Origin of the sequence: Methanothermobacter sp., assembly GCF_049720995.1 — an archaeon.
GTDB lineage: Archaea > Methanobacteriota > Methanobacteria > Methanobacteriales > Methanothermobacteraceae > Methanothermobacter.
On sequence record NZ_JBNASF010000002.1, the window covers coordinates 81,273 to 94,697 of the forward strand.

The following is a 13,425-nucleotide window of genomic DNA, read 5'->3' on the forward strand; positions in this document are numbered from 1 at the left end:
GTAAGGTTTTAATGACTGTTACAAGCCATCACAGGCTTTTATGGAGGTTAAAAAATGAGAAGATCAAGAGGTTTCAGAAGTAAAACAAGACACAAGCTTCAGAAGGTTAAAAGGCCTGGAAGATCAAACCCGATAACGAGGAAGATCCAGAGCTTCAGTGAGGGTGACCTTGTACACATAATAATAGATCCAAGCATACACAGGGGCCAGCCCCACCCCCGCTTCCATGGTAAAACAGGCCGTGTTGCCGGTATGATGGGCAGATCATATGTTGTTGCCATAAGGGATGGTAACAAGGAGAAACAGCTTGTTGTGAGGCCGGAACACCTTCAGATGCAAGAGTGATTCCCATGATAGGGAAAAAGGTTCTGGAAAGTGAACCTGTTTCTATGGCAGAGGTTAAGGAGATACTTGAAAAATTCGGGGAAGAACATGAGCTCACCTACGAGCAGAACCTTGTCCTGGACCATGTAACCCGCTTTTCAAGGCTTGACCCTGAAAACGGCAGGAGCCTCATTGAGGAACTTATGGGTATCCCCAACATAAAAAGGAGGCATGCTGTCAAGATCGCAGATATCATGCCTGTGGACCTATCTGACCTCCGTTTAATCTTTGCCAAGGAAAGGGTCCCCATAAAGGCAGAGGACCTGCCAGGCATACTCGAGGTAATAGATAAATACCGGGTCGAATAAAAATAATATCTGACCTGAATAAATTAGAGTATGTGATTTCATGGAAGAGTACGCTATCATACTGGATTACCTTCCACTTGGTTACGTGAGTGAAGGTTTCGGTACATTCAAGAAGAGGCCTGTTGCCCAGGCCCTGGGCAGGGACGAGTTCACCCTCCTTGAGTTAACACCCCGGCCAGATGTTGACCTTGAGATTCATGAGGAGGTCTACATAGGTAAGGGTAAAAGGGATAAGATAGCCAGGATCAACAAAAGACTCCGGCACAATGAACTCACGGCCACCGCCCGGGTTGAACTGCCCTACGTCATTGAGGAAATAATAAAGTCCAACGAGGACAGGTTCGTGCGTTTCTTCAATGAGGCGGGTCCCATAAGCACCAGGCTTCATCAGCTTGAACTTCTTCCAGGAATCGGTAAAAAGCATATGTGGGATATCCTGAAGGCCCGTGAGGAAAAGCCCTTTGAGAGTTTTGAGGACATAAAGAACAGGGTCCCCATGCTATCAGACCCTGTTAAACTCATAGTCAGGAGGGTCCTCATGGAACTGGATGTTGAGGGCGCCAAGCGGGGAAAAAGGAAGTACACAATATTCACAAGACCTCCCCAGAAGAAGAGGGACTGATTTTAACCCAATAACCACTTTATTTTATGACGGGACTCTACAGAGAGACAAGGGACGTTCTGAGAAGGTACGGTGTCAGGCTCAGAAGGAGTCTGGGGCAGAATTACCTTGTTGATGACGGTAAGAGGCAGCGAATACTGGAATATGCTGACCTGGGGCCAGATGATCATGTCCTGGAGATAGGGGCAGGCATAGGTACACTGACACTCCCCATGGCAGAACTTGCAGGTCATGTTACTGCAATCGAAAGCGACCCATTCATTGCAGGGATCCTTGCCGATAGAGTAAAGGGGGATAATGTGGATATAATTGTGGGCGACGCCCTTAAGGTTGACCTTCCCGGCTTCAACAAGGTGGTATCCAACCTGCCCTACCAGATATCATCCCCTGTAACCTTCAGGCTGCTGCAGCATGAATTCAAGCTGGGGGTCCTCATGTACCAGAAGGAATTTGCTGAAAGGATGGTTGCAGAGCCGGGTACACGGGATTACTCAAGGCTCTCTGTAATGCTGCACTTCCTTGCAGAGGTCCAGATAGTTGACCACCTCAAACCAGGCTGTTTTTTCCCGAGACCCCGTGTTGACTCTGCGGTTGTGACCGTCAGGCCCACGGGATTCAGGCTCCCGGCACTTTTTGAGGATGTGTGCCGTGCCCTCTTCCAGCACAGAAAGAAAAAAACCGCCAAGTCACTCAGGGAGTCATTTCACGAGATAAAAGCCGACCTGAACTTCAAAGAGGTTCTGGATGTTCTTCCATCTGAGATACTTGAGAAGAGGGTCTTTCAGCTGCAGCCAGGGGAGATACTCCAAATAGCGGAACGCATGGAGGAACTCTCAGCACCCTCATGATCACTGTGAACCCACAGGAAGTGCAGCCCCATCATGGAAAAATATAAATATTATGTAAATTATTTTTTACATGGTGGTTGTTTTGATAATAGCAAGACCCGAATGGTTTGGCAGAAGAAAGTATGGTGGCTGGGGAGTCTCGGTGAAAACCTGGCAGGGCGCTGCATACCTGGCATCTGTGCTTCTCATCCTTGTAGCGGTTCAGCTCCTGCCCCTCAGCACAATGGCAAGAATATATGTGACAGCCGCATGGCTAGTATTCCTCTTCCTCGACATGTTTGATGTTATGTGGAAGGTCCAGAGGGATGAGAGGGAATACATCCACGAGGCAATAGCCGAGAGAAACGCAGCCTGGGCCATGATGCCAGTCCTTGTGGTGGGAATATTCATAGAACTCATATCAAGTTCCCTCAAGGGTGACCCCTATGTGGATCCCATCCCTCTGGTTGCACTGGTTGCAGGGGTTATCGCCAAATCAGTGACAAACTACCGCCTGGAGAGGGAAAATTGAAAACCCTGATAAGGGAATACAGAAATAAACTTGGACTCACCCAGGAGGAACTGGCAGAAATGGTGGGGGTTACAAGGCAGACCATAATAGCCCTTGAGAGGGGGCGCTACAACCCATCCCTCATCCTGGCCCACAGGATCACAAGGGCCCTCATGGGGGAACACATCGAGGATGTATTCATCCTTGATGAGGATGGTTGAAATGATAAGGTATGGTGATCTGAAAATCGAAACATGCAGGGACGTGTATGAACCTGCAGAGGACACCTTCCTCCTTGCAGATAACCTTGATGTTGGGGAGGGTGAAAGGGTCCTTGAAATAGGCACCGGTACGGGGCTGGTTGCCATAAAGGCCTCAGAGAAGGCCGATGTGACTGCAACTGATATAAACCCTGCCGCAATTGAATGTGCCCGGAAAAACGCTGCCCTGAATGGTTCCAGGTTAAGGTTGCTCCAGGGCGACCTCTTTGACCCTGTGAGGGGTGAGAAATTCGATGTTATACTCTTCAACACCCCCTACCTCCCTGTGGGTGAGGATGATTTCACAGGTGACCCCCTGGACCTTGCCTGGAATGGGGGGCCCGACGGGAGGAGGGTTATAGACCGCTTCCTGGATGATGTGGCTGAACATCTGAAGCCCGGTGGAAGAATCCAGCTTGTTCAATCCTCACTCTCAGACACCCGGAGGACACTTGAAAGGCTTCGGAGTCTGGGTTTTGATGCGGAGGTTGCTGCAAGTGAAAGGTACTTCTTTGAGGAGATAGTCATTATAAGGGCCGTTATGAATGAGGGCTAGGGATCCCTCACGAGTATCCCATCGAACACAAGGACCGCATCACCCTCCATGTAGGCCCCCAGATCTGTACCCTCCTGGTAGACGTCTATTTTCAGTTCACCTCCAGGTAGATGCACCAGGACGCTATCATCCAGTTTTTCAAGTTTAACCCCTGCAATCACACTGGCGGTGGCACCTGTTCCACAGGCCATTGTTGGTCCGGCGCCCCTCTCCCAGGTTACCATGATGATTTCAGATGGATCAACCACCTCAACAAAGTGCACGTTGATCCTCTCAGGGAACAGGGGGTGATTCTCTATTGCAGGTCCAAGCCGCTCCAGGTCCACCGCCCCTGTATCATCCACAAATATCACCGCATGGGGATTCCCGACGCTCAGGGCTGTGAGCTTGATATCCTCACCCTCAACCGGGAGGAAACGATCTATGAACTCGTATTCCCCCACATCCATGGGTATCCTGTCTGTCTTGAATGTCGCTGTACCCATATCAACCCTTGAGGAAACCACCGAACCATCATCACCAACCTCAAGCTCCACGGTTTTGATGCCTGCAAGGGTTTCAACATCAAGTTTTCTCTTTCTCACGATGGCATTGTCGTATACGAACTTTGAGAAGCACCTTATTCCATTACCGCACATCTCTGCCTCGCTTCCATCGGCATTGAATATCCTGAACCTTATATCCCCCTCGCCCGCTGCTGGCTGGACAAATATGACGCCATCGGCCCCAATGGAGAATCCCCTGGTGCAGACCTCCCTGACGAATTCAGACTTTTTATCCTCGGGTATGCACTCCCGGGTGCTCTCATCTATAACCACATAGTCATTCCCAAGTCCATGCATCTTGGAAAACATTACCATCCTCGTCATTCTATCTACCTCTTAAGGAGCCTTCCAGGTACAACCTGCCCTGCGAGTAGATCGGCGAAAGTCTCCCTTCTCCTTACAACCTCGGCTTCACCATCCCTCACAAGCACCTCAGCCGGTCTTGGGCGGGAGTTGTACTGGGAGGCCATTGAGAAGGAGTAGGCACCTGCATTCATGATGGCAAGGAGGTCGCCCTCACTGATCTCAGGCATGGGCCTGTCCCTTGCAAAGAGGTCCCCTGATTCACATACATTTCCTGCTATGTCTATCTTCCCTGAGGGCTCGGCAAGGGGCCTGTCTGCAACCAGGATGTGGTGGTAGGAGCCATACATGGCCGGCCTCAGCAGCGTGTTGAAGCCCGCGTCAACCCCTGCGAATTTTCTGTAACTCTCCTTTATGGTGTTAACACGTGTTAGGAGATATGATGCATCCCCAACTATGTACCTTCCAGGCTCAAGGCACATCACAGGCTTTCCCAGACCATAATCAGATAGTTTATCCTTAAAGAGGCCCGTTATCCTTGATGCGAATTCATCAATATCCAGTGGCTCCTCATCTGGAGTGTATGGTATGCCAAGGCCGCCGCCGAAGTCCATGAATTCAAATTCAACCCCTGCCTCCTCATGGACCCTTCCAGCGATATCCATGAGGGACTCAACTGCCATCATGAAGGGCTCCGGATCAAGTATTCCTGATCCTATGTGGGCATGTATACCCACGGGTTCAAGACCAAGGTCAAGTGCCAGGCTGTAAACCTCAGGGGCCTCGCTTTCCATGATACCGAACTTGCTCATCTCCCCACCGGTGATGCAGTGCTCATGGTGGCCTGCGCCCACCAGGGGGTTGACCCTGAATGATACCTCAAGTCCCTCAGGGGCCATCTCCGCTAGCCTCAGAAGCTGTGACCTTGAATCAATATTGATCCTCACACCTGCTTCAAGTGCAAACTGCAGCTCATCATCCCTAATATTGTTACCTGTGTAAAGGATCCTTTCAGGTTCGAAGCCTGCCATGAGGGCTGTGTAGATCTCCCCTGGAGACACCGCATCGATTCCACTGCCCTCCTCCTCCAGTATCCTCATAACCGCGAGGTTGGTGTTGGCCTTGCATGCGTAGAATACCTGAAAATCTGAATAGTTCCTGGAGAATGCCCTGTGGAGCCTCCTGTAATTGTCCCTTATCCTCATCTCATCCATGACATAGAGTGGGGTGCCGTATTCACCTGCCAGATCAACAGCATCGGCGCCCCCAATCACAAGATGTCCCTTATCGTTAACCTCAATATCAGAAAACATAACCGATTATCCTCCCAGATTAATTGATGAATCAATCAGATCTTTCATTCAACTGACTAATAAAAGTTCGTGGGATGTGAGAATATGAAACCATTCATACCGGTCGTTAGGGCCCTTATAAGGGGTGATGAGGGTGTTCTCATTCTGAAAAGGTCCGGTGATTCAGCAACAAACCCCTCACTGTGGGAGCTTCCCGGTGGAAAACCTCATGGTGGTGAAACACTGGATGAGGCACTCTCAAGGGAAGTCTATGAGGAGACAGGCCTTGAAATCAGGCCCCTGCATGTTCTGGGTGCATTTGAACAGGTTTTCCCTGATAAGGTATCGGTTAATATTGTCTTCTCTGCTGAGTTTAGAGGGGGTGTCCCTCAACTCAGCAGTGAACATGAGGACTGGTGCTGGTTCAGGTGTGGTAAAATGGACTTTTCACCCTGGCTCCGTGAATTTAAAAATAAAAATCCATGGCTTTTTGAGACAGGCGCAGAACCCTGAGAAAGCCTCCTGAACCTGGATGAGCCCTGCAGTGTCATAAGATCACCAATGCAGAACCCTGAGAAAGCCTCCTGAACTTCAAATGCATCACTGAAGCCCTGAGATCACATGGCCAAGGACATCAACGGCTGCATCTATCTCCTCCTTCTTTATAACAAGTGGAGGCAGCAGCCTTACCACGTTACCAGCTGTGCAGTTTATCAGCACCCCCATTTTCCTTGCCTCGTCAACGACTCTGCTGCAGTCGCCATCAAGTTCTATGCCGATCATGAGGCCCACGCCACGGATATCCCTCACAGAATCACAGCCCTGCAGAACCTGCCTGAGCCTTGCCATGAAATAGGAACCCATCCTGGCTGCCCTCTCAGGGAGCTTCTCATCCAGTAAAACCTCAATGGTTGCTGTGGCAGCTGCACACCCCAGCGGGTTCCCCCCGAATGTTGATCCATGGTCTCCTGGTTTGAATGCCGATGCAACCCTTTCATCTGCAAGCACTGCTCCAATCGGGTATCCTCCCCCCATGGCCTTTGCAACCGTGGTGATGTCAGGTCGCACATCGAATAGCTCCGATGCGAACATGGCTCCTGTCCTTCCAAACCCTGTCTGCACCTCATCGAGTATGAGGAGAACATCGTTCTGCCTTGCAAGTTCCCCCACGTCCCGCAGGTACCCCTCAGGGGGGACGATAACTCCACCCTCACCCTGGATGGGTTCAAGTATTATGGCTGCTGTGTCATCACCTATGGCATCTGCCATTGCACCCAGGTCTCCATAGGGTACGTGTTTGAACCCCTCTGGCAGTGGCCTGAATGGTTCGCTGTACTTCTTCTGTCCCGTGGCGGTTACAGTTGCAAGGGTCCTTCCATGGAAGGAGTTCTCGGCAGCTATTATCTCAGATTTTCCTGTGAACTTTCTCGCAAGTTTTATGGCCCCCTCATTTGCCTCAGCACCGCTGTTTGCAAAGAAAACCCTGTCATGGGAGGATATCCCTGTGAGGAGCTTTGCAAGTTCCGCCTGTTCCCTGGTATAGTATATGTTGGATGAGTGGATGAGCCTCTGGGCCTGGTGACAGATTGCAAGGGCAACCTTGGGGTGGGCATGTCCAATGCTGTTAACAGCGACACCAGCAAAGCAGTCAATGTAGGAGTTACCATCAATATCCCATACAGTGGCGCCCTTTCCATGGGATAGCACAATGGGCTGCCGCGTATAGGTTTGCATGATAAATTTTTTTTCAAGTTCAATTACTTCCTCTGAATTCATGATATCACCGAAAATGTGGTGGACTTATATTAATCTTGAGCCTAAAAGGATAATAAATATGTATGTTGTGGTGGTTAAATGAAAAGGGCTGTTATTGAAACCGTTAAGGGCGAAATAGAGCTCATCCTCTTCCCTGAGGATGCCCCGAATACAGTCGCCAATTTTGAGAAACTTGCAAACACCGGCTTCTATGATGGACTCACATTCCACAGGGTAATACCTGACTTTGTGATTCAGGGGGGCTGCCCGGTGGGTGATGGTACAGGCGGTCCAGGTTACACCATAAAGTGTGAGATAAACCCCAATAAACACCTGAAGGGGGCCCTTTCAATGGCCCATGCAGGGAGGGACACCGGCGGTAGTCAGTTCTTCATAACACTCTCCCCCCAGCCTCACCTTGATGGGGTTCACACCGTCTTTGGGCGGGTTGTGAAGGGCATGGATGTTGTTGAAGCAATAGAGAGGGGCGACCGGATGCTGAGGGTCAGGGTCTATGACGAGTGAGGATCCCCCCAAGGTTTCTATCTGAGGGGTATCTCGCCACGGTAGAACCTTCTAAGGACCCCTGCGTAGGCCTCTGCGATCTCCTCAGCCACCCTGAGGTGGGCCTCATTGTAATTCTCAGGGGGATCTGCTGCCACTATCTGACCAAGAATCCCCCCATCATCCCTCACCGCCAGGGAGAGGAACCTTGAAACCTTTATGTGTCCCTCGGGTATCCCATGGGCTGCAGGGTGTCCTGCCGGGTTGTTGGTGAAGAATGACTCCCCTGTATCAAGGGAGTACCCGAGCAGGCCCCCGTACCTGCCGCTTTTAGGTAGCCTGAACCTCGCCTCGCCCAGCTCCTCATAGTGGCTGCAGTAATCGGTCAGGTGCGAGAACCTTATACCAACACTGTCCCCATTTTCAGGGTCAACATAGGCCACATAGCAGTACCTGCTTCCGGTTCTCATTTTTATTTCATCAAATACAATATCAGAGGCTTCCTTAACTGATGAAACAGATTCCAGCCTTTCCTTCAGATCATTCATCCTGGCCCTCCAGTGACATTATATACCTGTAGAATGGGTGCCCGGTTCGAACCCTGTCCAGAACCCTGCCCTGCACCTCATAAAGGGGGTACCTTCCCCCATCAGTTATGACAGCGGCACCATCCATTCCCTCAACCCTGAGGATCCTGGAGCCAACCATCACCTCATGGCCCATCCTGATGCCGGAGGTGCCCTCCCTGATGATCATGTATCCTCCCCTATCCCTGATTATCTTAATGGTGGCCCTCTCAGTCCTGTCCCTGATCCTTAAGAGTACATGTTCATGATAGTTCTCGCCCAGTCCCTTCACCTGTTCTGTGAGTTCCTCCTCAAGGGTTGAGGTGAGACGCATCCATGCCTCAACCTCCCTGCAGCCTATCCTGTCCCTTGTTGACCTCTGGGGGCACTTCCAGCAGTATTTTTCATCCAGGACTCTTCTGAGTTCCCTGAATGATTTCCCTGCTGCCCTCCTGAATTCATCAATAACATCCTTCATCTTAAGATCCCCGGCACAAGATCTGCCCTTCATCATCAACCCCTGAGTTTTTCAAGTAGCCCCGACCTCCTTGCATGGTTGAAGAGGTAGAGCTGGACGTAACCAGCCATTTCACCGTACTCTCGGGCTGCAAATTCCGCAATCTCCCTGGCACCGAAGTTTCTATCAGGGTACAGGTGGTTCATTATCCTCCTCACCCACACATCAACAGGAAATGCTTCGGTCTTCCTGAACCCATAGAGCAGTATGCAGTCAGCCACCTTCGGACCGACCCCTGGCAGTTCAAGGAGGACCTCCCTTGCATCCAGGTAGTCCATTCTCTGGATTTCCCTGATATCAAGTTCCTCAGAGAGTATCCTTGAGGTCTCCCTTATGTAGGGGGCCCTGTAGCCCACCCCACATGATCTGAGGTCAGTGAACCTGAAATCATCAAGTAGTTTATCCTCGCGCCTCTGAAGGTCCTCAAGTGATTCCTCCTCAACCCCTGCAAGGGTGGCGGGTGATGGGAAGGTGTAGAACCTCTCCCCCCTGAATACATGGCAGTCACCCCATCCCCTTTTGATATCATCCACTGCCCTTGTCCATCTCTTAATGGAGCAGTTGGCGGATGCTATGGAGGATATTATGCACTCAAATGGATCCTTTGCAAGGAATAACCTCAGGCCCCCTGATGACTGGATAGTATCTGAGAGCCCCTTATCCTCAAGAAAACTGTATAAATCTTCAATTTCAAATTTAAGGTCAAATATGTACTCTATCTTCTTCTTTAAAGGTTTTTTGGGGACATCACAGTATGGGTTCACCCTGAGGACTTCATCCTCAACCCTCACCTCCACAGGGCATGGCACTCCATCGATTATGAGGAGCTCCCTGAAGGCGCCGTCAGCCCTTCTCCATGGTGGCTGGGATGTCTGACCGCTCTCCTGGGTCATTTCAAGGTCGAATTCCCTTACAGGTATGTCCATGTGTAATTTAACCCCGTTTTTCCTCTAGTCTAACCGGGATACCCCTTGAATGAAGGTACTCCTTCACAGCAGGGACCGGATACTCGTTGAAGTGGAATATGCTTGCGGCAAGAGCCGCGTCTGCCCTGCCATCTGTGAAGGCCTCGTATATGTGCTGGGGGTTCCCAACCCCCCCTGATGCTATGACGGGTATGTCCAGGTTCTCGCTCATGGTCCTTGTGAGTGGAATGTCGTAGCCCTCCTTCGTGCCGTCGCGGTCCATGGATGTGAGGAGTATCTCTCCTGCACCCCTGTCCTGGCACTCAATTGCCCAGTTTATGGCGTCTATACCTGTGAATTCCCTTCCACCGTATATGCTGCACTCGTACCAGCAGTAGCCGTCATCAACTTCTATTATAAACCTATCATCTGATTCCCGGGGGTTTTCAATGTATCTCCTCTTGGCATCTATTGCCACGACACATGCCTGGGACCCCACCAGCTCTGACGCCTCACTGATGAGTTCAGGGTTTTTGATTGCCGCCGTGTTTGTTGAGCACTTATCTGCACCTGCCTTAAGCATCTTAACATAGTCCTCTGGTTTCCTTACACCTCCCCCCACACATATGGGTACGAAGACGTTCTCGGTGGTTGCCTCTATCACATGGGTCATGGTCTCCCTTCTCTCATGGGATGCTGTTATGTCAAGGAAGACTATCTCATCGGCACCATCCTCGTAGTAGCGGGTTGCAAGTTCCACAGGGTCTCCCGCATATCTTATCCTCTTGAATTCAACGCCCTTCACGACCCTGCCATGCGGAACCTGGAGGTCGCAGTCAAGACATGGTATTATCCTCTTTGCAAGCATTTCAATCGCCACTGGCCCATTAAGATTCCTGAAACCTTATGTATATCTAACTGGTACCATCTATAAATCTGTGGTGGTATGAGGGTATGAGAAAATATTTAAATGGTTAAGTTTAAATAGAGAAGTGTCTGTAGGGCCCGTAGTCTAGCCTGGAATATGACGTGGGACTTCGGATCCCAAGGTCGGGGGTTCAAATCCCCCCGGGTCCGTATTTCATCTGTTTAATTTATATAGGCTTATAGAATGGTTTATTCCATTCTACAGTCCCATTCATAGGGTATCAGGTCATTATCATTAGGGTCCAGCCGTCTCTCATCAACATTTTCAGGATCATATAGAAGGGATGGCATGCCTATGACCACGGCAACATCTCTACCAGTGTTCTTTGTTCCATGAAATATGCTGGGAGGTATGTAAACAGCCCTTGGGCATCTTTCGCCCATAAAGATTTCATTTATTATACCACAAGTGGTTGAATCCCTCAGTAGTCATGGAGCCAGTTTAACCATTCCATGCACACAGATCAGACGATCTTGCTGCTTGGAATGGATGTTCCACCCTTTAACCATTCCAGGATAGTAAGATGCTATTATCTGTTTTATATCCGCCGCTTTCATTCCACGATCATCCAGACGCATTAGTTCTATAATAAACCCCCTTCATCTGAAAATGTCATGAGGTCCTTTATCACCACCCCTTCAATGAGTCTGTCACCATTAAATCCCGGGATTTTTCTGCACGCGGGGTTTATTCATTTCTTCAAATGTCTGTTTCATGGACTTTCCTCCTTATACATCCAGGAAAGAGGATCCTTCCCATCGGGGAACATTGCACCATAAGGTTCAAAATATTCAAGGTCCATTACTGTACAGAAATGCATCCCCCTATCTGATTCTATCATCATCAATGGTCTGGCAGCTTCTGTATCCCATGATCCATCATCTCTATTGTATATACTATCATCGACCTCCAGATGCACAACCTTACCTGGTATCAGTAGATATGGTACCTCCATGTAGGTATCCTCATAAATTCTGTGGAGTTTGCATTCCATCCATGCATAGCATCCCTTGATTCCCGGCGCTGTGACCTTTGCTGATCTTTTCTCTTCAAGACCAGCCAGTTCAAATTCATCAATCTCTGGGGGAACATGGGATGCTGTGGGGATTACTTTCTCAACCATGTCTGCACCGGGAAGATTTATAACAAATTCCTCTGTCTCCATTATATTCACATAGGTATCCCTCATCTTAGCTGATGCCACACAGACAAGGTCAAATGGCCTGAGAATGGGCATCAGACATGAATACATACAGCACCAGTAGGAAAAACCTGAAAACCTAAGAAGAAGACCCGGAAAAACAGGAAAAACATCAAGCACTGAGGAAATGCAGAACATCAAAGGTAAGAGGTGGCGACATGCCCACCGGCATCCATAGAAACGGAGATGTGCACACTGGTGGGATGGCCAGTACTGTACATGTACGTGCCCATTTGGGTTCAGTGATGCATTTGGGTAGATTTCGATGGGTTCCATGATTACAGCGAAAAACTACATGCCCGCTACCGTCACGAAGGGTACAGATATGCATCATATGGAGTTTAAGCACCTATTCATGGGATTTGGTGATTATAGGCAACGTACATATACTCAGGAGGTTATATTGCTCCTTTTCCCTGGATGCTGAGCAGAATCCAGGTTTTTACTTCTGGGCCTAGCATTCGCCATCTTCACCGGACTGTTTATCGCCCCACTTCAGTAAGCCTTCTGAAGAAAGCTTCTGAAGAAAAGACCAGCATGATAATAAGCAGTATCCTCTTACACCTTCCTGCTCATGCTGCATGCTCTTAGGGTTTTCCATTAAATTCCTGGACATTACCACTCACAGCAAGGTCATTTTTCCTCTCACTGATCTGATAATAGTAAGCATCCTAAACAGCAACTACCAATAACCTTAGATTTCTGAGAAGCCAATGCTGAGACCAGATAATTTCATTTAACGTTTTTATAACTTGTGTGATTGTTTGGTAGAACTATGATAAGAAATAAAATTTCAGCCCCTGAAACAGGGAATGCAGACTATTTCACCATTCTTTATTCTTGCTCTGTGCTCTGAAACAGGTTCTCCGCACTCAGCGCATCTCACCGACCCATAGATCCTCGCATTCCCTGGAATCTCCTCCACCACATCGGTGACATCAAAGAGTTCATGGGGGTCCATTTCAAGTATCCTGTCTGTCACCTCAGCCCTGTCAGCAACTCCCAGTTCATCCATGAGTTCATCAATGGTCTTTTTAAGGGATATCCTTATCCCCTCACCTGTTTTTCTGTTCAGGAATGTGTAGACATGTTTCCCATGGTCCCTGAATATCAGGTTTCCCTTGCCGAATGTGCACCCTGTCATGAACTGGACAGAGTCTATGCTGCAGCTGTCGTTCTCAACAACAGCAACTATCTCCTCATCCTCTGATCTTCCAAATTTCTCTGCCACGATCTTTCCAACCATGTATCCAAGGGCTGTTCCTGCACAGGAATGACCGTGAAATTTGACTATGTCACTATAATCCATGTTATCACCCATTCTATCTCTGGAGGCCACGCTAAATATAAATGTTTGTACCTGATCTGGAGAATATTTATTACTAATGCCTGCATTAATTTAAAAAAAATAATAATATTTATTTTTATAGTATTGTTGGGT

The 13,425-nt window shown here is 49.1% G+C and carries 19 protein-coding genes and 1 tRNA gene; 10 read left to right on the forward strand and 10 right to left on the reverse strand.

What is annotated here, in order from left to right:
* Positions 1–54 precede the first annotated feature (54 nt).
* The 7 genes from ACPLJI_RS01320 (at position 55) to ACPLJI_RS01350 (ending at position 3,468) form a co-directional block, all read left to right on the forward strand.
* A complete protein-coding gene (locus tag ACPLJI_RS01320; protein ID WP_424730528.1) occupies positions 55–345 on the forward strand; it encodes a 50S ribosomal protein L21e in 291 nt (96 codons plus the stop codon).
* Positions 346–350: 5 nt separating this feature from the next.
* Positions 351–692, forward strand: a complete 342-nt coding sequence (locus ACPLJI_RS01325) for an RNA polymerase Rpb4 family protein (RefSeq protein WP_424730527.1) — start codon at positions 351–353, stop codon at positions 690–692.
* Positions 693–732: 40 nt separating this feature from the next.
* Positions 733–1,314 (forward strand): DUF655 domain-containing protein, encoded by a 582-nt coding sequence (locus ACPLJI_RS01330; protein WP_424730526.1) that lies wholly within the window; start codon positions 733–735, stop codon positions 1,312–1,314.
* A 26-nt stretch (positions 1,315–1,340) separates the two neighbouring features.
* Positions 1,341–2,162 (forward strand): 16S rRNA (adenine(1518)-N(6)/adenine(1519)-N(6))-dimethyltransferase RsmA, encoded by an 822-nt coding sequence (gene rsmA, locus ACPLJI_RS01335; protein WP_424741089.1) that lies wholly within the window; start codon positions 1,341–1,343, stop codon positions 2,160–2,162.
* Positions 2,163–2,235: 73 nt separating this feature from the next.
* Positions 2,236–2,673, forward strand: a complete 438-nt coding sequence (locus ACPLJI_RS01340) for a hypothetical protein (protein ID WP_424741093.1) — start codon at positions 2,236–2,238, stop codon at positions 2,671–2,673.
* Positions 2,670–2,873 (forward strand): helix-turn-helix transcriptional regulator, encoded by a 204-nt coding sequence (locus ACPLJI_RS01345; RefSeq protein WP_424731254.1) that lies wholly within the window; start codon positions 2,670–2,672, stop codon positions 2,871–2,873. The genes ACPLJI_RS01340 and ACPLJI_RS01345 overlap by 4 nt, the downstream gene beginning before the upstream one ends.
* Before the next feature lies 1 nt (position 2,874).
* Positions 2,875–3,468: a HemK2/MTQ2 family protein methyltransferase gene (locus ACPLJI_RS01350; RefSeq protein ID WP_424741090.1), complete on the forward strand. Its 594-nt coding sequence runs from the start codon at positions 2,875–2,877 to the stop codon at positions 3,466–3,468.
* Here ACPLJI_RS01350 and dapF read toward each other — a convergent pair.
* Together dapF and lysA are read right to left on the reverse strand one after the other, a co-directional pair.
* Positions 3,465–4,337, reverse strand: coding sequence for a diaminopimelate epimerase (gene dapF, locus ACPLJI_RS01355; protein WP_424731256.1), 873 nt, complete (start codon positions 4,335–4,337; stop codon positions 3,465–3,467). The genes ACPLJI_RS01350 and dapF overlap by 4 nt on opposite strands.
* A 5-nt stretch (positions 4,338–4,342) precedes the next feature.
* Complete coding sequence (lysA, locus tag ACPLJI_RS01360) at positions 4,343–5,629, reverse strand: diaminopimelate decarboxylase (protein ID WP_424731257.1); 1,287 nt, start codon at positions 5,627–5,629, stop codon at positions 4,343–4,345.
* Positions 5,630–5,713: 84 nt separating this feature from the next.
* On the opposite strand from lysA, the gene ACPLJI_RS01365 reads away from it, so the two are divergent.
* Positions 5,714–6,121 carry an NUDIX domain-containing protein gene (locus tag ACPLJI_RS01365; RefSeq protein WP_424731258.1) on the forward strand — a complete coding sequence of 136 codons (408 nt, stop codon included), beginning with the start codon at positions 5,714–5,716 and terminating at the stop codon, positions 6,119–6,121.
* Between the two features lie 87 nt (positions 6,122–6,208).
* Here ACPLJI_RS01365 and ACPLJI_RS01370 read toward each other — a convergent pair whose 3' ends face one another.
* Positions 6,209–7,384: an acetylornithine transaminase gene (locus ACPLJI_RS01370; RefSeq protein ID WP_424731259.1), complete on the reverse strand. Its 1,176-nt coding sequence runs from the start codon at positions 7,382–7,384 to the stop codon at positions 6,209–6,211.
* A 78-nt stretch (positions 7,385–7,462) separates the two neighbouring features.
* Between ACPLJI_RS01370 and ACPLJI_RS01375 the strand changes: the two genes are divergently transcribed.
* A complete protein-coding gene (locus tag ACPLJI_RS01375) occupies positions 7,463–7,888 on the forward strand; it encodes a peptidylprolyl isomerase (protein WP_424731260.1) in 426 nt (141 codons plus the stop codon).
* Positions 7,889–7,905: 17 nt separating this feature from the next.
* Here the strand turns inward: ACPLJI_RS01375 and ACPLJI_RS01380 are convergent, their stop codons facing one another.
* Genes ACPLJI_RS01380 through hisF form a run of 4 tightly spaced genes read right to left on the reverse strand, consistent with a single transcriptional unit; the run spans position 7,906 to position 10,723 of the window.
* Positions 7,906–8,415 (reverse strand): GAF domain-containing protein, encoded by a 510-nt coding sequence (locus ACPLJI_RS01380; RefSeq protein WP_424731261.1) that lies wholly within the window; start codon positions 8,413–8,415, stop codon positions 7,906–7,908.
* Complete coding sequence (locus ACPLJI_RS01385) at positions 8,408–8,944, reverse strand: hypothetical protein (RefSeq protein WP_424731262.1); 537 nt, start codon at positions 8,942–8,944, stop codon at positions 8,408–8,410. The genes ACPLJI_RS01380 and ACPLJI_RS01385 overlap by 8 nt, the downstream gene beginning before the upstream one ends.
* A 2-nt stretch (positions 8,945–8,946) precedes the next feature.
* A complete protein-coding gene (locus ACPLJI_RS01390) occupies positions 8,947–9,876 on the reverse strand; it encodes a DNA glycosylase (RefSeq protein ID WP_424731263.1) in 930 nt (309 codons plus the stop codon).
* Between the two features lie 7 nt (positions 9,877–9,883).
* Positions 9,884–10,723 (reverse strand): imidazole glycerol phosphate synthase subunit HisF, encoded by an 840-nt coding sequence (hisF, locus tag ACPLJI_RS01395; RefSeq protein WP_424731309.1) that lies wholly within the window; start codon positions 10,721–10,723, stop codon positions 9,884–9,886.
* A gap of 133 nt (positions 10,724–10,856) precedes the next feature.
* Between hisF and ACPLJI_RS01400 the strand changes: the two genes are divergently transcribed.
* Positions 10,857–10,932: transfer RNA gene (locus ACPLJI_RS01400), tRNA-Arg, on the forward strand.
* A 39-nt stretch (positions 10,933–10,971) separates the two neighbouring features.
* Here ACPLJI_RS01400 and ACPLJI_RS01405 read toward each other — a convergent pair.
* From ACPLJI_RS01405 to ACPLJI_RS01415, 3 genes are all read right to left on the reverse strand, one after another.
* Positions 10,972–11,166, reverse strand: a complete 195-nt coding sequence (locus ACPLJI_RS01405) for a polysaccharide biosynthesis protein (protein ID WP_424731264.1) — start codon at positions 11,164–11,166, stop codon at positions 10,972–10,974.
* 329 nt (positions 11,167–11,495) lie between these two features.
* On the reverse strand, positions 11,496–12,035 hold the full coding sequence (locus tag ACPLJI_RS01410; protein ID WP_424741091.1) for a flavin reductase family protein: 540 nt from the start codon (positions 12,033–12,035) through the stop codon (positions 11,496–11,498).
* A gap of 742 nt (positions 12,036–12,777) precedes the next feature.
* Positions 12,778–13,293 carry an FmdE family protein gene (locus ACPLJI_RS01415; protein WP_424731266.1) on the reverse strand — a complete coding sequence of 172 codons (516 nt, stop codon included), beginning with the start codon at positions 13,291–13,293 and terminating at the stop codon, positions 12,778–12,780.
* Positions 13,294–13,425: the final 132 nt, after the last annotated feature.